Consider the following 24,083-nt stretch of genomic DNA (forward strand, 5'->3'; position numbering starts at 1 on the left):
TAAGTCTAGCCTTGCGCGAAGAAGGAGCTGTCCTCAGCGCCCTCTTCGGTGGTGCTGTCCCCGGAAACGACGACGTGCGAGGGCGACAGCAGGAAGACCTTGGCGGTGACGCGCTCGATCTTGCCGTACAGGCCCTGCGACAGACCGCTCGCGAAGTCGATGAGGCGGCGAGCATCGCCGTCGCTCATCTGCGACAGGTTGATGATCACGGGGATACCATCGCGGAAGGATTCAGCGATGATCTGGGCGTCCTTGTAGGCACGCGGGTGAACAGTGAGAATTTCATTCATTTCAGACGCAGCCACATTCTGAGGGGTCGAAGTCTTGTGCAGGGGGGTGACCGGTGCGCGACCGGACGAGTTCTGGGCCGCAGAGGAGTGTGCAGCGTTGCCGTGCGGCGCGTTGTCGTGCCCACGGGCCGGAACGGCACTGACGTGGTTGGGGGCGCCGTGATTGGTGGCACCGTTGGTGGCAGCACCCTGGGCACCGGCCGGCGCCTGGTACTCCAGCTCTTCGTCTGCCAGACCCAGGTAGACCATGGTTTTCTTGAGCGGGTTGGACATGTCGACCTCCGTGTTGGTTTGCTACTTCGAGATTAACTGAGCACCGGGCGATTGCCGGTGATTGCCGTGCCAATTCGTAGGTGTGTCGCCCCTTCAAGCACGGCAGACCCGTAATCCTGGCTCATTCCCATCGACAACGCGCGGGCTGCCGGAGCCTGGGTGCGCATCTGCTCGCCGAGTTCACGCACCCGAGCGAAGGCCCGCCGTGGTTCTTCGCCGAGTGGAGCGACCGCCATGAGCCCGAGCAGGTTCAGCCCTGGCGTGGCCAGAACGCGCTCCACCAGGGCCGGCAGGTTGAGCGGATCGACCCCGCCACGCGCAGCGTCGTCGGTGAGGTTCACTTGGATGAAACAGTCGATGCTCGATTCCTCCGAGCCGAGCGCGGTCACGAGGGACTCACGATCGACCGAATGGATGACGTCAGCGTAGGCACGAACCTGCCGCGCCTTCTTGCCCTGCACCTGACCCACGAAATGCCAGACGAGGTCAAGGTCGGCGAGCACGGCAGCCTTGGACTGCGCTTCCTGATGCCGGTTCTCTCCCACGTTGCGCACACCGAGAGCGTAGAGGTCCTCGATCATCGAGACCGGGTGAAATTTGGTGACCACGATCGTCGTAATGCCGGCCGGGTCACGACCCGCCACCCGCGCAGCGTCAGCAACACCGGTACGCACCAGTTCCAGACGGGTGGCCAAATCGGTCGAAACCGTCTCGGGTCGGGCCGGGTCAGGCCGTGCCGCATCTGGAAGTGCCATGCTCAAGCTGCTCTGTTCGTTACGTGCATTCGTGGTGCGCAAGTGGTGTGGTTCGAGGGTGCCGCTGCGTGCTCCGTGCTGCGTGCACGGTGTACCGCCCGGAGGGCGACGCGACCGACCGATCGGTCACGTCGCGTCGCCCTCCCGGCTTAGGTCGACTACTTGAGAAAGTCCGGGATATCCAGGTCGTCGGCTTCTTCTTCAAAAGCCGGGTCGGCCACGGTGACGCCCTTGGCGGAGTCAGAGCCGCCCCAGCCGGAGGCAGCGAGCTCCCCGTCGCTGTAGCTGCCGGAGTCCGTTGCCGGTGCACCGGTGGCGCTGCCGGCGGATGCCGCCGCACCGGCTGATGCCGAACCGGCACCGGCCGCAATCCCCGCGGCGACCAGGTCGGCACGCCGCACTTCAACCGCCTTGGCACCGGGCTCGCCACCGTCGAAACCGGCAGCGATCACGGTCACCCGCACCTCATCACCGAGGGTGTCGTCAATGACGGCACCGAAAATAATGTTGGCTTCCGGGTGCACGGCTTCCTGCACGAGGCGGGCCGCGTCGTTGATCTCAAAAATACCGAGGTTGGATCCACCCTGAATCGACAGAAGCACACCGTGGGCACCGTCGATGCTGGCTTCCAGCAGGGGTGACGCAACGGCGAGTTCGGCCGCTTTGATCGCACGGTCGGCGCCGCGAGCGGAACCGATTCCCATCAGGGCCGAGCCGGCACCCTGCATGACCGACTTGACGTCGGCGAAGTCGAGGTTGATCAGGCCGGGGGTGGTGATGAGGTCGGTGATGCCCTGCACACCGGCCAGGAGTACTTGGTCGGCGGTTGCGAACGCCTCGAGCATGCTGATTCCGCGATCGCTGATCTCGAGCAGGCGATCGTTCGGCACGACGATGAGGGTGTCGACCTCGTTCTTGAGCGAGGCAACGCCGGTCTCGGCTTGGGCCTGACGACGCTTGCCTTCGAAGCCGAACGGCTTCGTGACGACACCGATGGTGAGGGCGCCGATCGACTTGGCAATGCGGGCGACGACGGGGGCACCGCCGGTTCCGGTACCGCCACCCTCACCGGCGGTCACGAAGACCATGTCGGCCCCAGCCAGGGCCTCTTCGATTTCTTCGGCGTGGTCTTCGGCGGCGCGACGACCCACTTCGGGGTCAGCGCCGGCACCGAGACCGCGGGTGAGGTCACGTCCGACGTCGAGCTTGACGTCGGCGTCGCTCATGAGCAGAGCCTGGGCATCCGTGTTGATGGCGATGAACTCGACACCGCGGAGGCCCAGTTCGATCATGCGGTTGACGGCGTTGACGCCACCACCGCCGATGCCGACAACCTTGATGACGGCTAGATAATTTTGATTGTTTGACACGTCCGGCCTCCGGGTGGAACCCTAAACCTCTAGTCGAGGTTTAAAGTTATGCTGAGTATGCAATTCCTGATTACGAAAGTATGCGGGCGTGGCGCGTGGATGGGGAGGCGCGCCCGCGTGTCGCAAATCCGTTGCAAAGTCCGCTCGGAGCGGCTGCCGCGACCGAATCCTGCTGCCGCGCCCGGCGTGCCGGCGACACGAGCAGCGTCGGAGCGCGCCTGCAGCATTCCAGCGGGCCCGAGCACGGGACCACCGGCCGGGAGGGCGCCCCGGCCGGTTGAAACCTAGCGCAGCACCGCGCTGTCGGGCGAAGAGACGTCGTACTCGTTGACGGTTCCGGAGGGATGTCCGATGAGCAGGGCGGCCAGCACGACGGATTTGTACTCGGACTTCTCCGGGCTTCCCCAGACCACCCGTTCGCCGCCAAGCAGGCTCAGGGTCACGTCATCCGTTGTCACGGCGGTCACGGTATCCAACTGGGTGCGCATGCTTTCGGGCAGGACGGCGAGAACGGCGGCAGCGGCTTTGAACCCGGCGCTGTCGACTCCGCCTGGCGCGTCAATGAGCGGATACCCCGGGCTGCGTTCCGGTAGAGATTCAATGACCACTCCGGCGGCGTCGACCAGGTCGAACCCGGACGGGCCGGCCAGCACCCCCACCGGCACACGCTCGACGATGCGTACCACGAGGGTGCCGGGCGGTCGGCTTTCGGTGACGTAGCTCTGAATCAGCGTGAACTGCGACAGTTCGCTCTTCACCACGGCGGCATCGATGAGCGGCAGTGGGGTGCCCAGTTGGTCAGCGAGAGCAGCGGATACAGCTCCGGCCGGAATGCGGTTGGTTCCAACGACCTCGATCGTGCCCAGCGCCATCAGCGGTGAATAGGCGGCGCCGATAATGAGGCCGAAAGTGAGCACGATGCTGCCGACACCGACAATCCAGGCGGTACGACGCCGTCGGGTGCGACCGGTGAAGCGCCGAACCTCGGCGCGTTCGAAGCGTTTGCGGGCACGCTGGGCGCCGCGCAGCACCGACCGGGCCGCGCGGGCTCCCGCGGTCCCCCCGGACGGCTCAGCGACCGGTGGTGCCGCGGCACCCTTCGACGATGTGGTCGACGCCGGCACAGTCGACGCCGATTCAGTCGACGCCGATTCAGCCGACGCCGGTTCAGCCGGCTTGACGTTGTGCCCGGCTACCCCGGTGACGAGCGAAGCGGATGCGGTCGGCCCGGCCAGGACGATCGGTTCCGTCGTGGTGGTGTTGGGATCGAACGGCTTCGACGCACCGGTCGGGCTCGCCGCGCCCTCGCGGCCGGCGTGCTGTGACGCAGCTTCGTCGCGCGGTTCCCGCCTGGACCTTGACCCTTTGGGGCCGGGCGCAAGCTTGCGCGTCGGCACGGATGCCGCCTCCGGTGCGGGCTCGGCCGGGCGGTTGAATCCGGCCGGCCGCCTCACCGCAGCCTCATCCGCGTACCTTTTCGAGTGCGGCGAGCAGCTGCGGCACGATGCGGTTGACGTCTCCGCAGCCCAGGGTGACCACAAAGTCGCCGTCACGGGCGATGCCGGCCAGATAATCGGCAGCATCCTGCCAGTCGGGTACATAGGCGACGTGGGACTGGTCACGGAACCGCTCGGAGACCAACGCACCGGTGACGCCCGGCTCGGGGTCTTCGCGGGCACCGTACACGCTGAGCACGATGGTCTCATCGGCGAACGATTCGAGCGTCTCGGCGAATTCCTGCGCGAACATGCGGGTGCGGCTGTACAAGTGCGGCTGGTGCACAGCGATGATGCGGCCCTCCCCCACGACCGTACGGGCGGCAGCAAGAGCCGCGGCAACCTCGGTCGGGTGGTGGGCGTAGTCATCGTAGACGCTGACGCCGCCGACCGTGCCGTGCAGTTCAAACCGGCGCTGGGTGCCACCGAAACCGGCGATCGCATCGAGGCTCGCGGCGGGGTCGAAGCCGAGGCCGACCAGAACGGCGAAAGCACCGGCCGCGTTGATGGCATTGTGCTTGCCGGGGATGCGCAGGGTGGCGCTGTAGTCCTGGCCCTGCCAGGCGACGCTGAAGCTCACCGGTCCACTCGTGGTGATCGAGTGCACACGCACGGTGGAATCGGGGTGCTCGCCGAAGGTGATCACGCGCGGAACATCCGCTTCACTCACGCCCTCGGTAATGGTAGCGGTCACGCGCACCGCACCGATGTCGTCGGAGGAGATCACAACGAGCTCGCTCGCGTTGCGGCTGAATTCAACGAATGCGGCCTCGAACGCTTCGAGCGAGCCGTAGTGATCGAGGTGGTCGGGGTCGACGTTGGTGACCAGGGCAACGGCCGTGTTGTAGAGCAGAAACGAGCCGTCGGATTCATCGGCTTCGACCACGAAGAGGTCGTCGGTTCCGCTCGCCGAGCTGACTCCCAGCGACTCGATCACGCCGCCGTTGACAAAGCTCGGGTCCTGACCGAGGCCAAGCAGCCCGGTGACGACCATTCCGGTGGACGTGGTCTTGCCGTGGGCGCCGGCGACCGCCACGAGGCGGTGGGCGCGAACGAGCCAGGACAAGGCCTGGGCGCGGTGCAGCACCGGAAGGCCACGCTCGGTGGCCAGCACGTATTCCGGGTTGTCCTGCCAGAGAGCCCCGGTCACCACGAGCGAGTCGGCAGCACCCACGTTGGCCGCGTCGTGCCCGATGTGCACGGTCGCGCCCAAGTCGCGCAGCGCCTGTACGTTCGGGGAATCTTTCGAATCCGAGCCGGTGACCGTATGGCCCGAGTTGATGAACAATCGAGCGATGCCGCTCATCCCTGACCCGCCGATGCCCACAAAATGCACCACTCCGAGCTTCTCGGGAATGGTCAGGGTGAGGTCTGGTTTGATCACGGTGTGCGCTCTTCTCGGTTGAAGCCAATGGTTCTAAAACACATGCTGCGGGAACTACGTTACGCGTGTGGCCGTCACCGCGCTGCCAGCGCCTCGTGCATCAGGTCAAGCATGCGCGCGGTCCCGTCGAGCACGCCGACGGATGCCGCCGCCCGCCCCATCGATTCCCGCCGCGGCTGGTCACCCAACAGGGTCACCAGCTCAGCGCGCACCCAGTACGGGACGAAGTCGGCGTCGTCAACGACCAGGCCGCCACCGGCCGCCAGCACCGGTGAGGCGTTGAAACGCTGTTCACCGTTGCCCACCGGGTAGGGCACATAGACGGCCGGAATTCCGAGGGCACACAGCTCACTCACGGTGGCCGCACCGGCGCGGGTGACGGCAAAATCGCTCGCGGCCAGGGCGAGGTCCATCCGGTCGCAGTAGGCGAGAAGGTGGTAATGTTCCACGCCCGGGTCGGAGACTTCGGCGGTGTCGCCGGTGATGTGCATCACCTGCCAGCCCGCAGCGACCACGGCGGCGGCCGATTCGACCATGCTGGCATTGAGCCGGCGGGCGCCGAGCGAACCGCCCGTCACGAGCAGCACGGGGCGGTCCGGAACCAGGCCAAAAAATGCCAGCGCTTCCGACCGGGTCGCCGCCCGGTCGAGTTCTTCAATTTCGGGCCGAAGCGGCATACCGACGAACCGGGCGTGGCGAATGGGCGTGCCGGCGAAAGCGACCCCCACGTACCGCGTCAACCGGGCGCCGAGCTTATTGGCCAGGCCCGGCTTGGCATTCGCTTCGTGGATGACGATTGGTATGCCGGCCCGGCGAGCGGCCAGATAGGCCGGTGTCGCAACGTAGCCACCGAAGCCGATGACGACGTCAACCCCGCGAGAACGGATGACATCGGTCACCGACCGCACCGCGGCGTTGAAGCGCGCCGGAAAGCGCAGGGCAGCGCCATTGGGGCGTCTGGGAAACGGCACCCGCGGCACCACGATCAGTTCGTAGCCGCGCGCCGGCACCAGTCGTGCTTCCAGACCCTCGCTGGTACCGAGCACCAACACCGTTGCATCCGCGTCACTCGCCCGGATTCGGTCGGCGACGGCGAGCAGGGGGTTGACGTGGCCGGCGGTTCCGCCGCCGGCCAAAAGATACGTGGTCATGCCCGGTCCGCCTCGATGGAGTCATTGTCATGGAAATCGTTGGGGGTGTTGCTGGATCGGTCACCGCGCGCGAAAGAGAGCACAATACCGATCGCGACCAGGCTCGTGAGCAGAGCGGTGCCACCGGCTGAAATCAAGGGTAGCGGTACGCCCAACACGGGGAATACTCCCAGCACCACGGCGATGTTCACGAAGGCCTGGCCGATGATCCACACCATGACGGCGGCCGTCGAGACCTTGGCCTGCACGGTCGTGGCCGTTCGCATGATGCGCAGAAACGCGAAGGCCAGCAGGATGAACATGCCGAGCACGACGATGCAGCCGATCAGGCCGAGCTCCTCGCCGATGATCGCGAAAATGTAGTCGTTGTCCGCGGCGGGCAGCCAGGACCACTTGGCTTTGGAATTACCAAGGCCAACACCAAGAATGCCGCCGTTGGCCAGCGCCCAGGTGCCGTGCAGCGGCTGCCAGCAGCTACTGGAGATTTCGCCGCTCAACTCGGTGCAACCCTCATTGAGAAAGCTCATAATGCGGGTCATTCGGTTGGGGCTCACGACAGCCAGCGCCACCGCCCCGGCCACGCCGACCAGCAGGGGCACCGCAAGCAGCCGCAGCCTGACGCCGGCAAAGAACAGGGCGCCGAACAAAATACCGGCCATGATCATGACCGTACCGAGGTCCCCACCGATCATGACGAGCATGACCGCGCCGCCGCCGACACCGAACACGGGAATGAACACGTGCTTCCAGTCGTCGAGCTGGTCCTGCTTGTCCTTCTGCGCGAGAATCATGCCCAGCCAGATCACGAGGGCAACCTTGATTCCCTCGGACGGCTGAAACTGGATGCCACCGATGTTCAACCAGTTGGTGTTGCCACCCGTGCCACGACCGAGACCGGTGGCCACGACGAGAAACTGCAGAAAACACGTGATCAGCAGCGAGGGCCAGGCCACACGTCGCCAGAACGCCAGTGGCAACCTGCTCACCACGAGCATGAGCGGAATGCCGATCAGCGCGAACATGCCCTGACGCAGCAACCCGCCGAAGAAACCCATGTCGGCAAGATAGGAGTCCACCGACGACGACGACAACACCATGACCAGGCCGAAAATGACCAGAAACAGGGTGGTGCCCAGCAGAAGAAAGTAGTTGCCGCCCTCGGCTTTGAAGACCCGACCGAGGTTGATCCGAACGGATGCTCCACCCGGCATTTCCGGCGTGGCCGACGTGTCGGCGACTTTCGACGGTCGCCGGAACGACCGTGCGGCCGCGGGGCGCGACGTACCGCGCTGCGTGGAAGGACTGCGCTGTCCGGAAGGACTGCGCTGTCCCGACGTGACGCGCGGCGCCGACGCCTTGGCGCCCGGTGTGGAGGCGCCCGGTGTGGAGGCGCCCGCTGTGGAGGTGCGCGCTGTGGGGGCGCCCGCTGTGGAGGTGCGCGGCGCGGGGTTGCGAGGCACCTGTACCATCCGCGTCACCTGCCTAAGAAGTCGTGTACTGCCTGATTGAACAGCCGGCCGCGTTCGGCGTAGCTCTCGAACTGGTCCATCGATGCGGCCGCCGGAGCCAGCAGCACCGTGTCGCCTTCCCGGGCAAGTTCGGCGGCCAGCCGAACAGCCTGGGCCATCACCTGTTCAGTGTCGTCTGCGTCGATCTCGAACACGGTCAGGTCGGGGGCGTGTCGCGCGAATGCCCGCCGTAATTCCAGCCGGTCCACGCCGATGATGATCGCTCCCCGCAGCCGGCCAACGTGCTTGAGCACAAGGGCGTCGATATCGACCCCCTTGAGCAACCCGCCGACCAACCAGACCACCGATTCGTACGCGGCCAGCGAGGCGTCGGCGGCATGCGGATTGGTCGCCTTGGAATCGTCAATCCATTCCACTCCGTCACCGATGGCAACGGTCTCGATGCGGTGCGCGTCGAGGTGAAAGGTTTCGAGCGCGGTGTGAATGGTTGCCGGCAGCACGCCGAACGACCGGGCCAGCGCGCTGGCGGCCAGCACGTCCATGATCACGTGCGGGGCACCGAGACCGGCCGCTACGAGGTGCGGCACGGTGGTCAGCTCAAGGGCGCGTTCAAATCGGTCTTCGAGGAAGGCCCGATCGCAGACGATGCCGTCGACGATGCCCAACTCGCTCGGCCCGGGAACCCCGAGACCGAAACCGATCGCTCGGGCGCCCTCCTGCACGTCGGCGTTCTGCACCATCGTGAGGGTGGCAGCATCCGCTGTGTTGTACACGCAGGCGACCGCGGTATTGAGGTAGACCGTTGCTTTGGCTGCTCGATAGGCCTCGGCCGAACCGTGCCAGTCCAGGTGATCGTCGGCGATGTTGAGGCAGAGGCTGGCCCACGGTTTGAGGGCGCCGGGGCCGCTGTGTGGCAGGTGGTGCAACTGGTAGCTCGACAGTTCAACGACGAGCACGTCCCAGCCCTGCGGGTCGCGGATGGCGTCGAGCACGGGCACGCCGATGTTGCCGCAGGGAGCGACGCGGCTGCCGTGAGCGGCGAGCATGGTGGCGGTGAGCTGCACGGTCGTGGTTTTGCCGTTGGTGCCGGTGACGAGCATCCACTCGGCGGGAACACCCACCTTGTCACGCAGCCGCCAGGCCAGCTCGATATCGCCCCACACCGGCACCCCCTGTTCGGCCGCCCAGAGCAGCAGCGGATGGTCGGGGTGGAAGCCAGGCGACACGATGATGACGTCCGGATGCTGCGCGACAAGCTCGGCCGGCACCGTGCGCAGGTCGGCCTGCACGAACGGCACCCCGAGCACCATGAGCAGGTCGAAACGTTCGTCGGGACCGGGCGACGCCAGCACGAGCACGTCAGCGCCGAGTTCGGCGAGGGTATCGGCGGCGGCGAATCCGGTCACGCCGAGCCCGAGCACGGCCACGCGCAGGCCCGTCCAGTCGGCGTGCCAGCTGGTGAGGGTGTCGAAGCGATCGGTGCCGGGCACGGTGCTCTCGCTCATTAGCGTGACAGCCACTCGAGGTAGAACGATCCGACGCCGGCGGCGACGAGCATGCCGCCGATAATCCAGAAGCGCACGACGACCGTGACTTCGGCCCAGCCCTTGAGCTCGAAGTGGTGGTGGACCGGACTCATCAGGAAGATGCGTTTACCGTGCGTGATTTTGAAGTAAGCCCGCTGCACGATCACCGATCCGGCTTCCATCACGAACAGGCCTCCGATGAGCACGAGGAGCAGTTCGGTGCGGCTGAGAATCGCGAGGGCGGCCAGCGCGCCACCGAGCGCGAGCGAGCCGGTGTCTCCGAGGAAGATCTTGGCCGGTGACGTGTTCCACCAGAGAAACCCGATCAGGCCGCCGACGATGGTGGCGGCGACAATGGCGAGGTCGAACGAGTCGGGGCCGAGGTAGCACTTGTACTGATCGGCGGCATCCGCTCCCCCAAAGCAGCTCTGGTTGGACTGCCAGAAGCCGATGACGACGAACGATCCGATCGCGAAGATGAGGGCGCCGGTGGCGAGGCCGTCGAGGCCGTCGGCGACGTTGACGCCGTTCGAGGTCGCGGCGACGATCAGGCAGATCCAGACCAGGAAAACGGCGATACCGATGAAGGTACCCAGCTTCATGAAGTCCAGTGGCAGGTCGCGGATGAACGAGATACTCGTTGAGGCCGGCGTCTGGCCGTTACGGTCAACGAATTGCAGCGACATCACGGCAAAAGCAGCGGCGACGATGACCTGTCCGAGCACCTTGGACCAACCACCGAGCCCGAGGCTGCGCTGGTTGCGGGTCTTCAGGAAGTCGTCCAGAAAACCCACGAGTCCGAGCCCGACCATCATGAACAACACCAGTAGCGGCGAGGGCGTGAAGGGTCTTTGTTCGATCAACATGGCGGTGAAATAGCTGATCAGCACGCCCAGAATGATGATGATACCGCCCATGGTGGCGGTGCCGCGCTTGGCATGATGGCTCTTGGGCCCGTCATCACGAATGAACTGGCCCCAGCCGAACTTCTTGAACAAGCGAATGAACAGCGGCGTCAAAAAGAGGGTGAAGGCGAGCGAAAACGCACCGGACAGCAGTAGGACTCTCACGAGAACAAGTCTCCCAATCGATCGCCGAGATATCGCAGACCCGCGGAGTTGGATGACTTCACGAGCACCGTATCCCCCGGATTCACGCTGGTCCGCACCAGTTCGAAGGCTTCGTCCGGCGTGTCGACATAGGCCGACTCGCCGTCCCAGGAACCCTCATTGATGGTGCTGATGTGCATGCGGCGGGCGGCGGGGCCCACCACGATCATCTGGGAGATGTTCAGGCGCACCGCGAGCAGCCCGATGCGATCGTGCTCCTCACCGGCCTGTTCGCCGAGTTCGGCCATCTCGCCGAGCACCGCAATGGTGCGTCGGCCGGGAGTGCCGATCTGAGCGAGCGTCTTGAGCGCTGCGCTCATCGAATCGGGGCTGGCGTTGTACGCGTCGTTGATGATGGTGACGTCGTCTTTACCGCCGAGTACCTCCATCCGCCAGCGTTCAGCGCGGGTGGTGGCTTGCAGCGCTGCGACGATATCGTGGAGCGAAACCCCCAGCACCTCGGCGGCAGCGGCCGCTGCGAGGGCGTTCATGACGTGGTGTTCGCCGAGCACGGGAAACACGACCGGGGCACTCTGACCGTTGGCGAGGTGCAGGGTGAAGGTCGTTCCGGTGCGGCCGGAGTGGAGGTCGCTCGCGCGCACGTTGACCTGGCCGTATTCGCCGAACCGCACAATGCGGGCGGGCGTGACCTCGGCCATCTGCGTGACACGCCGGTCGTCGCCGTTCAGCACCGCGACGTCGGTGGCGAGCAGGTGCGTCACCATCTCCGATTTAGCCCGGACGGTGGCGTCGAGGTCACCGAACTCGCCGGCGTGGGCGAGGCCGACGGTGAGCACAATCCCGACGTCGGGGCGCGCGAGGCGCACGAGGCGTGCGATGGCACCCTCGCTGCTGGCCCCCATCTCAATGACCAGGAACCGGGTGTCGAAGGTCACCTCGAGCATCGTCATCGGCGCGCCGACCTGATTGTTGAAGGAACCCTGCGGAGCGACGGTGGGGCCGACCCGCTGCAGGATGCTGCGGAGCAGGTTCTTGGTGGTGGTCTTGCCGTTGGAACCGGTCACGCCGACGACCCGGAGTGTGCCGGCGGCGCGCACCCGGGCGACGACCAGAGCGGCGAGGCCGCCGAGAGCTGCGACGGCGTCGGAGACCACGATCTGGCTCACGGGCAGGTCGAGCCGTCGTTCCACGATGAGCAGCGTCGCCCCCCGTGTGACGGCGACGGGCGCGAACAGGTGTCCGTCGGTGACCGCTCCGGGCTTGGCGATGAAGATGGAACCGGGTTCAACCAGGCGAGAGTCGGTCTGCACCGAACCGTCGACGAGGTCAGCGGCCGTGGCGCTGTCGGACAGGTGCAGGGCGCCGTCGACGGCCTGGCTGATATCGGCCAGAGAGAGGGCGATCATTTACAGCCACCCCGCGTCTCTCAGCGCATGGCGCGAGTCGTCCCGGGCCGAGTAGGGCAGTTTCACGCCCTTCACCTCGTGGTAGTCCTCGTGGCCTGGTCCCGCGTACAGAATGGTGTCTCCTTCGTGTGCGAGTGACAACGCCGTGCGGAATGCCGCACGCGGGTTGGCCACCTCGTAAAACTCGCCGTCCGGCACGGCTTCGCGCGCGGCCTTCAGCAGAACGGCACGGATGCTCGCGGGGTCTTCAAACCGCGGGTGAAAGTCGGTCACCACCACGATATCGCTGCCTTGTGCCGCGATCCGGCCCATATCAGCGCGTTTCGTGCTGTCGCGGTCGCCGTCGGCGCCGAACAGCATGATCAGTTTGCCGGGGGTGAATTTACGCAGGGCAGCGAGCGTATTCAGGAACGCATCCGGGCTGTGCCCGTAGTCGATGTAGACGAGCGGCCCGCGGTCACCGGAGATGCGCTCGGCCCGACCTGGGATGAAAGCGACGATGCCGTCGTCACGGTTCAGCGCATGCTGGATGGCCCCGAGGTCAAACCCGCTTTCTACGAGCATGACGATGGCCAGGGCTGCGTTGGCGGCCATATACCAGCCCAGCAACGGTACTCGTGTGTGCAGGCGGCGGCCATCGGGGCCCTCGAGCACGAAGTCGGTATGGGTGGCCGATTCGCCCACCACGGTCATGCGCCAGTCGGCGTCAACATCCGCTCGGTTGGTAATGGTTGTCACCGGAATGCGGCATTCGTCGGCGATACGACGACCCCACTCGGTGTCGACGGTGACAACGCCACGGTGCGAGCGGTCGGGTTGGAATAGCTCCAACTTGGCCTGAAAGTAATCGTCCATCGCCGCGTAGTCATCGAGGTGATCGTGGCTCAGGTTGGTGAACGCGGCCACATCGAAAACCAGCCCGTCGACCCGGTAGCGGCTCAGCGCCTGGGCGGACACTTCGATGCCGACAGCACGCACTTCGGCCTCGTTCATGCGGGCCAGGAGGGCGTGCAATTCGCTGGCTTCCGGCGTGGTCAGCGCGCTCGTGACGGCAAGGTCCCCGATGCGGCGTTCGGCGGTCGACGTGAGCCCGGAGACGACGCCGAGCTGGTTCAGAATGCCGAAGAGGAGGTAGACGACGCTGGTCTTGCCGTTGGTGCCGGTCACCGCGAACAGCGTCGCCGGGTTTTCGTCGGTGCGGTAAATCCAGGCGGCGACAGCCCCCAGCGCGGCACGGGCATCCGGCGTCACCAACACCGGCAGGCCGCTGGCCACGGCCAATGCCGCTCCGGCTTCGTCGGTCAACACAGCGACGGCGCCGGCTTCGGCGGCCGCGGCCGCGAAGGTGGCACCGTGCAGGTGCTGGCCGGGGACACCGACGTACAGGTCACCCGGTTGCACCGTGCGGGAGCTCAGGCTCACCCCGGTGACCTCGAGACCATCGATGTCTCCACGTAGTTCTAGATCAAATTCGGCAACCAATCCCGACAACGACCGCGGAACGGGATGCTCGGGACGGAGAGCCGACGGCGCCAATTCAGACACGCAGGGCTCGCTTTCTTACCAGGTGGATGGGAGGTCAGGCGCAGTCGCGCCGGAGGGAACCGCCCGGTACTTTTTCAACACTTGGCTCATGATCTCTTGAAAGACCGGAGCCGGCGCTGCAGACGTATTCAGTTTAACAGGGTCGGCGATGCTGACCGAGACGACATACTGCGGATCGTCGGCGGGGGCGAACCCGGAAACCGATACCAGGTACCCGCTGGAGTATCCGCCCTTGCCGTCGGGCATTTGAGCAGTCCCGGTTTTAGCCGCAACGCGATACCCGGGAATTTCCCAGATGCTGGAGACCCAGCTGTTCTGATACACCATCTCGAGCACGTCGCTGGTTTCGTTCGCGGCCTTCTCCGACAGCACCCGGGTACCGGTTGTCTCTGGCACGTTGGTGATCGTGCCATCGGCCTGCCGACAGCCCTCAACCAGTTGCACGGGCATGCGCACACCGTCGTTGGCGATTGTTTGGTAGATGCTGGAGACTTGCAGGGCGGTCGTGGTGAGGCCTTGACCGAACATGGTCGCGTAGCTGGTCTGGTTATCCCACTCCTCCACCGGGTGGAGGATTCCGCTGTCCTCACGGGGAAATCCACTTTCGGTCGCCGTGCCGACGCCAAACGCCTTCAAGTAGTCGTAGCGTTTCTGATTGGTGAGCATCTCGCCGAACTTGGACATTCCAGTGTTGCTCGAATCGATCAGAACACCGGTCAGGGTCATCCGCTGGTCCGCGTGGGCATGGCTGTCATTGATGTTGGCGCCGTTAGCCGGAAGGTAGCGGTACGGCGCGACCACGCCGGTGTCGAGTGTCGCGACGCCGGCGTCCAGAACGGATGCCGCGGTGAGGGCTTTAAGCGTTGATCCCGGTTCGAAGGACTGGGTGAATGCGCGTGAGCCGCGGTCTTCCGGATTTTCGGTACCGCCGACATTGTTCGGGTCGACCGATGGATAGTCCGCGACGGCAAGAAGCTTGCCCGTCTTGGCGTCCTGCACGACCGCCGTCGCCCACGCTGCACCGGTCTCCTGAGCGCGAGCAGCCAGGGTTTGTTGCACGAACCAGTTCAGGTCGGAATCGATGGTGGTAATGACGTCGCCGCCGTCGACGGCTTCGGAGCCCGTCACGCTGCTGCCGGGGATTCGCACACCGTCGGCACCCTTTTCGTAGGTCTCGGAGCCGTTGGTGGAGGCCAGGCAGGCATCCTGCCCCGATTCGAGTCCGGCTTGCGGCACGCCCTCCCCCGACAAGTATCCCAATATGTTACCGGCGACCGCGCCGTTGGGATACACCCGGCTCGGGCTGTTTTCCGAGTAGGTCCACGGTATGTGCAGATCCTGCACGGCCCGCAGCACATCAACGTCTACCTTCTGCGCGATGTAGGCGAAGTTCGCTTTGGCGTTGGCCTCAAGAGCGGTGGAGATCGTCAAGAGAATAGCGTCGCCGGTCTGACCGGTGGCCGCACCGATTTCGGCGGCCGCATCGGCCACCGAGATTTCCACCTTCTTACCGTCGACGGTGCGGGTAAACGGCGTGGCGTTCACCGGAGACATGGTGATGTTGTAGCGCATGACCGTTGAGGCCAAAACGACACCGTTCGCGTCGAGGATCTCACCGCGCGAGCCATAGACCACCTGACCGACCGAGCGGTTTCCCACCGAGTCGGCGGTCAGCGAATCGGCCTGCACGACCTGAATATCGACCAGGCGCACCAGAAACACGCTGACCACGACGAACAATACAAGAATGGTCGATACGGTGCGTCGACGACTGGACCGCGACGCGGTCGAGTTCTTTCGGGCACTGCTTGTGCGCACGCTCATCTGCCCATCATGGTCGACACGGGGAAACTATCGGGTAGTGGGCGCCGCGAGTCCCGCAGGAACTACCGGAGCGCTCGTGATTGCTACAGCGCCGGCCGAAGCCTTCGCGGCGGCGGGCGCCTGGGTCAGCGGTTCGCTTCCGGCCAGCAGTGCGTTGGGAACGAGGCTGGCCGCACCGGCCTGCGAACCCGACGCCGAAGCCGGCGCGCCCAAAACAGCGCCGTCGGACAGGCGCAGGTAGACGGGATTGGAGTTGCTCACCATGCCCAGTCCTTCGGCATTGGCAGCGAGGCTTTGCGGTGACGATACCCGCACCAGGTCTTCGTTCACACTGGCCGCCGTACGGCCCAGCTCGGCCTGGCTCGACTGCAGGCTCGAAATCTCATAGGCGCCCTGGGAGATGCCAACGCTCAAAAGCAGCTGGGCGACGATTATGGCGGCGACGCCAGCCACCGCGGTGAAGGCGTAGAAGATGCGCGGGCGCGCCCGGTGGTTCGGCGCGGAAGAGACGAGGCGGAACCCGCGATGTGCCGGTGCCGGAGTTTCGAACTCAGCCTCGTCAACGGCAAAAGACACTCGTGCCAGGTTGTCGCTCATGCGGCGGCCCTTCTCAGTCGTTCAGCAGCGCGCAGCCGTACCGGCGTCGCGCGGGGGTTGATTGCCTTCTCCTCGTCGGAGGCCAGTTCGGCTCCGCGCAGCAGCAGGGTGAAGAGTGGTTTATGTTCGGGGAGTTCGACCGGCAAGCCAGCGGGAGCCGTGGAACCGGATGCCGCGGCGAGGGCCCGCTTGACGATGCGGTCCTCGAGCGACTGGTAGGCCATGACGACGATGCGCCCGCCAACGGCGACCCGGTCCAGGGCTGCGGGAATGGCCCGTTCAAGCACGGCCAGTTCCTGGTTGACCTCGATGCGCAGCGCCTGAAAAACGCGCTTGGCGGGATGCCCGAGCCGCTGAATGGCCACCGGGGTGGCCTTGGTGATCACGTCAACGAGCTGGGCCGAGCGCACGAAGGGAGTCAGCTCGCGCGCTTCAACGATGGCTTTCGCGTACCGTGCGGCGAGTTTTTCTTCGCCGTAGTCCTGGAAAATTCGTTTCAGATCTCGCTCGCTGTAGTCAGCAAGGATGCTTTCGGCGGTCAGGCCGGCTGTCCCGTCCATGCGCATATCGAGCGGGGCATCCTTCGAATAGGAGAAGCCGCGTTCCACGCGGTCAATCTGCAACGAAGACACGCCGAGGTCGAAGAGCACGCCGGCGACCTCGGTGATGCCGAGGCCGTCGAGCGCCTCGCCGATGCCGTCGTAGACGGTGTGCACCAGGTGCACCCGGTCGCCGAAGCCCTTGAGCCGGTCCTCGGCGATAGCGAGGGCCTCGGTGTCACGGTCGAGACCGACGAGCGTCAGTTCGGGAAAGCGGGACAGGATCGCTTCGGCGTGGCCGCCCATGCCGAGGGTGGCGTCGACGAGCACGGCGCCGGGTTTCGCCAGCGCCGGAGCGAGCAGCTCAACGCAGCGTTCGAGCAAAACCGGGGTGTGAATATCGTTGCTGGTCATAATGCCGGGATAGTCCGTGAGGCCTGATTCCCCTCCATTTCGTCCTGGCACCGGGGAAGTGTGTCAGGGCAAAAACGGCTGGGAGTCAGGCACCAAGGGCTAGAAGAGTCCCGGAATCACCTCCTCCGTCGTGTTGGCGTACGAGGTTTCCTGCTCGGCGAGGTATGTGGCCCACGCTTCGCTGTCCCAAATCTCGACTCGGCTGCCAGCACCGATGACGGTCAGTTCCCGGTCAAGCCCCGCATAGCTGCGGAGGTTGCCGGGGATGGTGACGCGGTTTTGTTTGTCCGGTGTCTCCGAGCTCGCGCCCGACAAGAACACCCGGAGGTAGTCGCGAGCTTGCTTGCTCGTGACCGGCGCCTGGCGGATCTTGTCGTGCAGGGTTTCGAATTCGCGGGTGCTGAACACGTAGATGCAGTGCTCCTGCCCCCGTGTCATAACCACACCGGTGGAGAGCTCGTCCCGAAACTTCGCGGGAAGAATGATGCGTCCTTTTTCGTCGAGCCGGGGGGCGTAGGTGCCAAGGAACACGCATCACCCCTTTCTTCCGGCCAGATTCAGGTGTGGCTCCACTTTACTCCACCTTCAACCACCAACCTAAGAAATCGGAGCAATTTTCGGAAAGAATCAGCCAAACTACCTTGGAATCACTGGAGATTGCCAGTGGAGGAAAATGGAGCACTTGGACTTCAAATGGATGCTGCCGACTCGTTTTTGGACACAAAAAAGGGCCGATCAGATGATCGGCCCTGTGAGGCGGAAGAATTCTTGAGTTATCAGCCCTCGGTGGAGGGGTGGATATCAGTGCCCGGTGTCACGGATGACTCCAGCGGTACTGGCTATAGCGGTACTGCCGTAGCGGTACTGGCCGTAGCGTCATTGGCCGTAGCGGTACTGGCCGTAGCGTTACTGACCGTCCTGGCGACGGTCCCACCGCTCATTCAAGCGGTCCATGAAACCCTGGTTGGACTTGGCCTGCGTCGGGCGACGGCCGGGCGAGGACGGGCCCGAAACGGAGCGGATAGCTTTACCCGGTGTCACGGCGATGAGCACCCCGCCAAACATCACGATGAAGCCCAGAACGCCGAGCCACAGTTGCGCAATGGCTACGCCCGCAATTAGGGCCACGATGCCGGCGACGGCGAGCAGAACCCCGATCGCGATAGAACGATAGTTCGGGCGAAGTCGCGACGCTCCGACGCTGGCGACAAAGTCGGCATCGTTGTGATAGAGGCTGCGCTCCATCTCTTCAAGGAGTCGCTGCTCCTGTTCCGAAAGCGGCATCTCATTCCCTCCAGTAACGGGATCGAGCGGGTAGGTTGACAAATCTGAACCGGGTACGGTCCAACTACCCAATTCTAGCCCTGCCGAGATGGCTAGGCTATACGAGTGCATGAAAGCAAACGCCTGGTCGACTTGGTTCAATCTCGCATCGACGAGTTCATCATGTCCCGCGATCCAATTGTGACCCTGATCAGCCCCGATCTGACTCCTCTAATCGACTTCTCACGGCAGTTTCTCAGCGGTGGAAAGCGGTTTCGGGCCCAGTTCTGTTATTGGGGTGCGCAGAGCATTCTGCGGCCCGATTCGGCAGCTGAAACCGGCTCCGAAACCGACTTCTCGTCCCTGCCGGAAGCAGCGCAACTCGACGACGTCGTATCCGCTGCCAGCGCCCTGGAGATTTTTCACGCGGCCGCGCTCGTGCACGACGACATCATCGACAATTCCGACACCCGGCGCGGTGCTCCGAGCGCCCACAAACTGTTCGAAAGCTTGCACGCACGGGCGGGATGGGCGGGTGACCCCACCACTTTCGGGCGGGCATCCGCAATTCTGTTGGGCGATCTTCTGCTCGGCTGGAGCGATGAGCTCCTCGACGAGGGCCTCTACGGCGTGGCCGACCGGGCCGCAGCCCGACGAGCTCGACTCGAGTTCAACCACATGCGCACCGAGGTCACCGCCGGGCAGTACCTCGACATTCTGGAGGAGCGCGCGTGGCTCGCCCAGCCCGAGGCCGAGCTGCTGGACCGTGCTCTGCGGGTCATTGTCTTCAAGTCGGCCAAATACAGCATTCAAGCCCCCCTCGTGATCGGGGCTGCGCTGGCCGGCGCCTCCCCGGCCCAGCTCGCCGCCCTGCGCGCGTTCGGCCTGCCGCTCGGCATGGCCTACCAGCTGCGTGACGATTTGCTCGGCGTCTTCGGCGACGCGGCGGTGACCGGTAAACCCAGCGGCGATGACCTCACCGAGGGCAAGCGCACCGTCCTGATCGCGCTGGCTCGGGACGGCCTGGACGACGTTTCTCGAGCCTCGCTCGACGCTCAGCTCGGTAATCCCGCGCTCGACCAGGCTCAGATCCAAGCGTTACAACATCTGATCACGGCCAGCGGCGCCGTCGACCGCGTGGAACGCCTCATCGAGTCGCAGGTGGCCGAGGCGCTGGTGGCGCTGGAGACCGCGCCGATCAGCGCCGTGGCACGTCAGAAATTGCGGGATCTGACCGAACGTGTGACGCGCCGAGCCTCCTGAGCGCAGGACACCGGTTCAGGCGGCCAGTTCAGGCGGCCAGTTCGGGCGGGCCGGTTCGGGCGCCGGTGCGGCGCAAGCCGGTTAGGCGAGAGCCTGAGCGACCCGACGCACTTCGGCCTTGCGGCCGGCCCGGAGGGCTTCGATCGGTGCAACTCCGAGGCTGTCGTCAACCTCGAGCAGCCAGGTCATGGCCTGCATGTCCGTGAAGCCGTCATCGGCCAACACAAACAGGGTTCCTCGGAGTTCGGGTACGGGGGCACCGTCACGCAGAAAAAGCGATGGGACCGATACGACGTTGTCCCGCCGGATAGCCAGCAGGTACTTGTCGTCGATCAGGTGCCGCACGCGGCTCTGGCTCAGTCCGAGCAGGTTGACAAGGGCAGGAATAGTAAGCCACTCGGGCTCTGAAGACACGTCACTCACGCGTTTAGCTTCCCACGATTCGCCGCCGCGGCAAAACCTTCGGCTGCCTTTTATCATGATCAGTGCCAATTCGAGCTGCCCGTTTAATTGACTACCCCCCATTATTGTGGAAACCTCGCAGTAGGGATCGTTGTGGCGCACGCTGCTGCACGAGTTTTCTGTACACAATCAGCGAGTGCGTCCAGCGATGCGCACAGCGAACGGAGCAGCATGACCAAGGTCAACACGAGCACGACGGATGCGGCAGCGTTCGCCGCCAGAAAACCGAGCGCGCTGCGTTCTCGTCCGGCATTGCTGACCGTGCCCATTGTGCTGGTCAGCACGCTCGCCATCAGTCTCAGCATGGCCGCGCCCGCTCAGGCCCAGGCCCCGGCCAAGAAGCCGATTAAATCGAAGCTGGCCGAGAACACTGCGGCAGCAGCGACAGTTGCGGTCACCGCCGCCGTGCAGATCGCGCCGGCCCAGTACGAGGTCGCAGACGGAGACACCGTCAGCGGCATCGCCGCGCGCTTCGGACTGTCGACTGCCGCAGTGCTGGCCCAGAACGGTCTGGATTCCCAGGCCCTCATCTTCGCCGGCCAGGTTTTAACCCTGACCCAGTCGCCGGCAGCGGTCGCACCCAACGCATCCCCCGCATCCGCTGACAGTGCGCCCAGTGAGTACACCGTGCAGAACGGCGACACCATTAGCGGCATTGCCACCGCTCACGGCCTGAACACCTCCGACGTTCTCGGTGCCAATGGTTTGACCGCAAGCAGCGTCATTTTTCCCGGTCAAGTGGTGCTGCTCACCCACGCTCCCGCCATGGAAACGGCCGTCTTCGTAGCACCGGTGGCCGCCGCCGCAAGTCACACCATCGCGTCTGGCGAAACCATCAGCACCGTCGCCGGCGCTGCCGGGGTGAGCGTGCAAGCCGTGCTCGACGCCAATGGCCTCGGTTGGTCGAGCATCATCTACCCCGGGCAGATCCTGGTCTTGCCCTCGTCCGCAGCGCCGACGTCCGTTCCGACATCCGCTGCGCCGGCCACGCCCATCACTTCCGCTACGGCGGGCGTGGTGACCCCGCTGTCCAGTGAAATGCGGCAGAACGCCCAAACGATCGTCTCGGTTGGCCGCGGTGCCGGAGTGAGCGATGCCGGACTCGTCGTGGCGCTGGCCGCAGCGGCCCAGGAATCGGGGCTCCGCAATGTTCAGTACGGCGACCGGGATTCCCTCGGTCTGTTCCAGCAGCGGCCCAGCGCAGGCTGGGGCACCCCGGAGCAAGTCTTGGATCCGACCCGGGCCACCTTGGCCTTTTTCGGCGGCGCGAGCAACCCGAACCCTCAGGTAACTCGCGGTTTGCTCGATATCTCCGGCTGGGAAGCGATGACCGTGACCCAGGCTGCCCAGGCCGTGCAAATATCGGCTTACCCCGACTACTACGCGAAGTGGGAAACATCGGCGCAGGCCTGGCTCAACGAAATCGGGTAGCCGAGGTGCCGGTCCGATCACGGCAACCGTGCCCGGTTCTGCCCCACCAGGATGCCCGCTCCTGCGCGCCGCGCGCGGGTGCCGCCGCCGTATTCCCTAGAATCAAGTAGTGAGCGTTCCCTCGACCGACCCGTTGATCGGCCGTCTAATAGACGGCCGATATCAAGTGCGCTCGCGGATCGCGCGCGGCGGCATGGCCACGGTCTACCTCGCCACCGATCTGCGGCTGGAACGTCGCGTCGCGATCAAGATCATGCACGGTCATCTCGCCGACGACAGCGCCTTCAAGATTCGGTTCATCCAGGAGGCACGATCGGCCGCCCGGCTGGCGCACCCCAACGTCGTGAACGTCTTTGACCAAGGCCAGGACGACGATATGGCCTACCTCGTCATGGAATACCTGCCGGGGATCACCCTCCGAGACCTGCTCAAGGACTACGGCCGACTCACCCCGGAGCAGACCCTCGACATTCTCGAGGCGGTGCTCAGCGGGCTCGCGGCCGCCCATAAGGCTGGCATCGTGCATCGCGACGTCAAGCCGGAAAACGTGCTGCTCGCCGACGACGGTCGTATCAAAATCAGCGACTTCGGTCTCGCCCGCGCGGTCAACAACAACACGGCTACCGGTCAGGCCCTCCTCGGCACCATCGCCTATCTCTCCCCCGAACTTGTCACCCGCGGCATCGCGGATGCCCGCAGTGACATTTATGCCCTGGGCATCATGACGTTCGAAATGCTCACGGGCGATCAGCCCTACGTGGGCGAAGCACCCATGCAGATCGCGTACCAGCACGCCAACGACACGGTGCCCATGCCGAGCAGCAAGGTTGCCGACGTTCCCCGCGAACTCGACGAGCTCGTGCTCTGGGCCACCGCACGCGATCCCGAAGAACGTCCTCGTGACGCACGGGTCATGCTCGACCAGCTGCACGATGTGAGTGCACTCGTGCGCGGCGGCACCCAGGAGCTGGCCATGCAGTCAACCATGGTGCTGCCCGCCAATATGCGCACCGGCGCCAACGCGCTGGCCGATGCTGAGACCCAGGTTCTCGGCGCCAGGCTCACGCCCACGAAACCTCCCGCAGCGACTCTGCTGGGCATCCACCCGGTCGGCACCGGCCCAGTCGGCCCGCCGGACAGCGGCGACCTGCTGAGCAAGAAAGCCGGCAAGCGCAAGCGTCGGGGCTTCTGGTTGTTCGCCCTCGTGATCATATTGGCCGCCATCTTCGGTGGAACCGGCTGGTATTTCGGCTCCGGACCGGGATCGGACGTAATGCTGCCCGACTTCGCATCCGCCTCCCCCGACACCGCTTCCTCGCAATTGACCGAGCTCGGCCTGAAACCCGAGCTCGGCGGTGCGTTCAGTGCCACGATTGCCGAGGGGCTCGTCATCGGCACCGATCCGGATGCCGGCAGCCGCGTTCCGATGGACAGCACGGTCACGGTCATTGTCTCCCAAGGCTTACAACCCATCACGCTGCCCGCGTTGGCCGGTACGACGCAGGCGGAAGCATCCGCTGCCATCGCCAACCTGAACGCACTGGTCGGCAGCATCGACCCGATCTTCAACGGCGACGTGCCGGAGGGCTCCGTCATTTCCGCGAGCAAAGAAAGCGACGGCACCGATGTCTCCGCCGGCGGCGACTACTTCGAAGGGCTCACGGTCAACCTCGTCGTCTCGCTCGGGCCTATCCCCAACGTCGACGGCAAGACCGTCGCCGCCGCCACGGACATTCTGGCCGGCAAAAATCTGCTCGTCGTGTCCGGAGAGCAGACCTTCAATGACACCGTAGCCAAGGGCGACGTCATCACCGCCCAGGTGCCGGAGGGCGCCATCCGTGAGGGAGCCACCCTCACCCTGGTCATCTCCCGCGGCCCCGAGCCGGTCATCGTGCCCAACGTGGTCGGTATGTCCTGGAGCGACGGCAAAGATGCCCTGACCAATCTCGGGTTCAAGCTCACCTACAACCCGGGCGCCGATCTCGTTCCGGCGGCACTCCTCAAGGTCGCTGCGACCGACCCGGTTGCGGGAACGTCTTTGCCCAAGGGCAGTTCGATCGCGTTGACGCCCCAGTTCTAGCTGCCAGAATCCCGGCCTCTGCGCCTGCCCCGGCCCCGGCCTCTGCCCCGGCCCCGGCCCGGCCCGGCCCGGCCCACCTTATGCAACCGGGCCCATGATCTATCGCGGGCCCACTTTCCGGGCCCGGGCCCGGAAAGACATAAGATCAGCGGATACGCCGCTTCTACCCCCGCGCACCGCGAGACGCGGCCACATACGGGGGCAGCACAGATCACCGGCAATTCGGCCAGGTTGGCGGACACTCGGTGCTTCGTCCCGCCGGAGCAACCGATTTCACGTCGCGCGGCACTTGCGCCGCTGCGCGGGAGGCGAAACTCGAGCGCACCGGCGGAGGTCCCGCGCGACGTGCAGCGCGGGACTTCAGGCCAGGCCACAGCTCCCGCGCATTGGCGCAGCTCCCGCGCCGCGCGCGCCTTCGGCTCGGCCGCGTTGTTCAAACTCCCGCGCACTCGCGCAACTCGCGCGCACTGCCGCA

General features: G+C 65.2%; 20 protein-coding genes. 3 read left to right on the forward strand and 17 right to left on the reverse strand.

Annotation, left to right across the window (positions count from 1 at the left end):
- Positions 1 to 5: 5 nt before the first annotated feature.
- From QMK22_RS04135 to QMK22_RS04210, 16 genes are all read right to left on the reverse strand, one after another.
- Positions 6 to 563 carry a cell division protein SepF gene (locus QMK22_RS04135; RefSeq protein ID WP_283496356.1) on the reverse strand — a complete coding sequence of 186 codons (558 nt, stop codon included), beginning with the start codon at positions 561 to 563 and terminating at the stop codon, positions 6 to 8.
- Positions 564 to 595: 32 nt separating this feature from the next.
- The gene (locus tag QMK22_RS04140) at positions 596 to 1,318 is read right to left on the reverse strand and encodes a YggS family pyridoxal phosphate-dependent enzyme (protein ID WP_283496357.1); all 723 of its coding nucleotides are present in this window, start codon (positions 1,316 to 1,318) and stop codon (positions 596 to 598) included.
- 158 nt (positions 1,319 to 1,476) lie between these two features.
- The gene (gene ftsZ / locus QMK22_RS04145) at positions 1,477 to 2,688 is read right to left on the reverse strand and encodes a cell division protein FtsZ (protein WP_283496358.1); all 1,212 of its coding nucleotides are present in this window, start codon (positions 2,686 to 2,688) and stop codon (positions 1,477 to 1,479) included.
- A gap of 284 nt (positions 2,689 to 2,972) precedes the next feature.
- Positions 2,973 to 4,142: a cell division protein FtsQ/DivIB gene (locus QMK22_RS04150; RefSeq protein ID WP_283496359.1), complete on the reverse strand. Its 1,170-nt coding sequence runs from the start codon at positions 4,140 to 4,142 to the stop codon at positions 2,973 to 2,975.
- A 7-nt stretch (positions 4,143 to 4,149) separates the two neighbouring features.
- A complete protein-coding gene (gene murC, locus QMK22_RS04155; protein WP_283496360.1) occupies positions 4,150 to 5,568 on the reverse strand; it encodes a UDP-N-acetylmuramate--L-alanine ligase in 1,419 nt (472 codons plus the stop codon).
- 74 nt (positions 5,569 to 5,642) lie between these two features.
- Positions 5,643 to 6,719: a UDP-N-acetylglucosamine--N-acetylmuramyl-(pentapeptide) pyrophosphoryl-undecaprenol N-acetylglucosamine transferase gene (locus QMK22_RS04160; RefSeq protein ID WP_283496361.1), complete on the reverse strand. Its 1,077-nt coding sequence runs from the start codon at positions 6,717 to 6,719 to the stop codon at positions 5,643 to 5,645.
- Positions 6,716 to 8,188: a putative lipid II flippase FtsW gene (ftsW, locus tag QMK22_RS04165; protein ID WP_283496362.1), complete on the reverse strand. Its 1,473-nt coding sequence runs from the start codon at positions 8,186 to 8,188 to the stop codon at positions 6,716 to 6,718. Before ftsW ends, QMK22_RS04160 begins: the two co-directional genes overlap by 4 nt.
- A 5-nt stretch (positions 8,189 to 8,193) precedes the next feature.
- A complete protein-coding gene (murD, locus tag QMK22_RS04170; RefSeq protein WP_283496363.1) occupies positions 8,194 to 9,693 on the reverse strand; it encodes a UDP-N-acetylmuramoyl-L-alanine--D-glutamate ligase in 1,500 nt (499 codons plus the stop codon).
- Complete coding sequence (gene mraY, locus QMK22_RS04175) at positions 9,693 to 10,784, reverse strand: phospho-N-acetylmuramoyl-pentapeptide-transferase (RefSeq protein WP_283496364.1); 1,092 nt, start codon at positions 10,782 to 10,784, stop codon at positions 9,693 to 9,695. Before mraY ends, murD begins: the two co-directional genes overlap by 1 nt.
- A complete protein-coding gene (locus QMK22_RS04180) occupies positions 10,781 to 12,190 on the reverse strand; it encodes a UDP-N-acetylmuramoyl-tripeptide--D-alanyl-D-alanine ligase (RefSeq protein ID WP_283496365.1) in 1,410 nt (469 codons plus the stop codon). The genes mraY and QMK22_RS04180 overlap by 4 nt, the downstream gene beginning before the upstream one ends.
- Complete coding sequence (locus QMK22_RS04185) at positions 12,191 to 13,735, reverse strand: Mur ligase family protein (RefSeq protein ID WP_283496366.1); 1,545 nt, start codon at positions 13,733 to 13,735, stop codon at positions 12,191 to 12,193.
- Between the two features lie 15 nt (positions 13,736 to 13,750).
- Positions 13,751 to 15,559 (reverse strand): peptidoglycan D,D-transpeptidase FtsI family protein, encoded by a 1,809-nt coding sequence (locus tag QMK22_RS04190; RefSeq protein WP_283496367.1) that lies wholly within the window; start codon positions 15,557 to 15,559, stop codon positions 13,751 to 13,753.
- 27 nt (positions 15,560 to 15,586) lie between these two features.
- A complete protein-coding gene (ftsL, locus tag QMK22_RS04195) occupies positions 15,587 to 16,156 on the reverse strand; it encodes a cell division protein FtsL (protein ID WP_283496368.1) in 570 nt (189 codons plus the stop codon).
- Entirely contained in the window at positions 16,153 to 17,109 is a 957-nt protein-coding gene (gene rsmH, locus QMK22_RS04200) for a 16S rRNA (cytosine(1402)-N(4))-methyltransferase RsmH (protein ID WP_283496369.1), read from the reverse strand. Before rsmH ends, ftsL begins: the two co-directional genes overlap by 4 nt.
- Before the next feature lie 99 nt (positions 17,110 to 17,208).
- Positions 17,209 to 17,640, reverse strand: coding sequence for a division/cell wall cluster transcriptional repressor MraZ (gene mraZ / locus QMK22_RS04205; RefSeq protein WP_092110083.1), 432 nt, complete (start codon positions 17,638 to 17,640; stop codon positions 17,209 to 17,211).
- A 375-nt stretch (positions 17,641 to 18,015) separates the two neighbouring features.
- Positions 18,016 to 18,393, reverse strand: a complete 378-nt coding sequence (locus tag QMK22_RS04210) for an SCO2097 family morphological protein (protein ID WP_283496370.1) — start codon at positions 18,391 to 18,393, stop codon at positions 18,016 to 18,018.
- A gap of 105 nt (positions 18,394 to 18,498) precedes the next feature.
- On the opposite strand from QMK22_RS04210, the gene QMK22_RS04215 reads away from it, so the two are divergent.
- A complete protein-coding gene (locus tag QMK22_RS04215; protein ID WP_283496371.1) occupies positions 18,499 to 19,635 on the forward strand; it encodes a polyprenyl synthetase family protein in 1,137 nt (378 codons plus the stop codon).
- A gap of 81 nt (positions 19,636 to 19,716) precedes the next feature.
- Here the strand turns inward: QMK22_RS04215 and QMK22_RS04220 are convergent, their stop codons facing one another.
- Complete coding sequence (locus QMK22_RS04220; protein WP_283496372.1) at positions 19,717 to 20,058, reverse strand: Rv2175c family DNA-binding protein; 342 nt, start codon at positions 20,056 to 20,058, stop codon at positions 19,717 to 19,719.
- Positions 20,059 to 20,268: 210 nt separating this feature from the next.
- Between QMK22_RS04220 and QMK22_RS04225 the strand changes: the two genes are divergently transcribed.
- Together QMK22_RS04225 and pknB are read left to right on the forward strand one after the other, a co-directional pair.
- Positions 20,269 to 21,528, forward strand: a complete 1,260-nt coding sequence (locus tag QMK22_RS04225) for a lytic transglycosylase (RefSeq protein ID WP_283496373.1) — start codon at positions 20,269 to 20,271, stop codon at positions 21,526 to 21,528.
- Positions 21,529 to 21,637: 109 nt separating this feature from the next.
- On the forward strand, positions 21,638 to 23,608 hold the full coding sequence (gene pknB / locus QMK22_RS04230) for a Stk1 family PASTA domain-containing Ser/Thr kinase (protein WP_283496374.1): 1,971 nt from the start codon (positions 21,638 to 21,640) through the stop codon (positions 23,606 to 23,608).
- Positions 23,609 to 24,083: the final 475 nt, after the last annotated feature.

Origin of the sequence: Cryobacterium sp. PH29-G1 (assembly GCF_030063365.1) — a bacterium.
In the GTDB taxonomy this organism is placed as follows: Bacteria; Actinomycetota; Actinomycetes; order Actinomycetales; family Microbacteriaceae; genus Cryobacterium.

What these genes read in the sequence shown, in the direction of transcription:
- QMK22_RS04210 (WP_283496370.1), bottom strand. Translation starts at nt 18,393, where the DNA reads ATGCCGCTTTCGGAACAGGAGCAGCGACTCCTTGAAGAGATGGAGCGC.
- QMK22_RS04160 (WP_283496361.1), bottom strand. Translation starts at nt 6,719, where the DNA reads ATGACCACGTATCTTTTGGCCGGCGGCGGAACCGCCGGCCACGTCAAC.
- QMK22_RS04180 (WP_283496365.1), bottom strand. Translation starts at nt 12,190, where the DNA reads ATGATCGCCCTCTCTCTGGCCGATATCAGCCAGGCCGTCGACGGCGCC.
- QMK22_RS04225 (WP_283496373.1), top strand. Translation starts at nt 20,269, where the DNA reads ATGACCAAGGTCAACACGAGCACGACGGATGCGGCAGCGTTCGCCGCC.
- QMK22_RS04140 (WP_283496357.1), bottom strand. Translation starts at nt 1,318, where the DNA reads ATGGCACTTCCAGATGCGGCACGGCCTGACCCGGCCCGACCCGAGACG.
- QMK22_RS04190 (WP_283496367.1), bottom strand. Translation starts at nt 15,559, where the DNA reads ATGAGCGTGCGCACAAGCAGTGCCCGAAAGAACTCGACCGCGTCGCGG.
- murD (WP_283496363.1), bottom strand. Translation starts at nt 9,693, where the DNA reads ATGAGCGAGAGCACCGTGCCCGGCACCGATCGCTTCGACACCCTCACC.
- rsmH (WP_283496369.1), bottom strand. Translation starts at nt 17,109, where the DNA reads ATGACCAGCAACGATATTCACACCCCGGTTTTGCTCGAACGCTGCGTT.
- ftsL (WP_283496368.1), bottom strand. Translation starts at nt 16,156, where the DNA reads ATGAGCGACAACCTGGCACGAGTGTCTTTTGCCGTTGACGAGGCTGAG.
- QMK22_RS04135 (WP_283496356.1), bottom strand. Translation starts at nt 563, where the DNA reads ATGTCCAACCCGCTCAAGAAAACCATGGTCTACCTGGGTCTGGCAGAC.
- ftsW (WP_283496362.1), bottom strand. Translation starts at nt 8,188, where the DNA reads ATGGTACAGGTGCCTCGCAACCCCGCGCCGCGCACCTCCACAGCGGGC.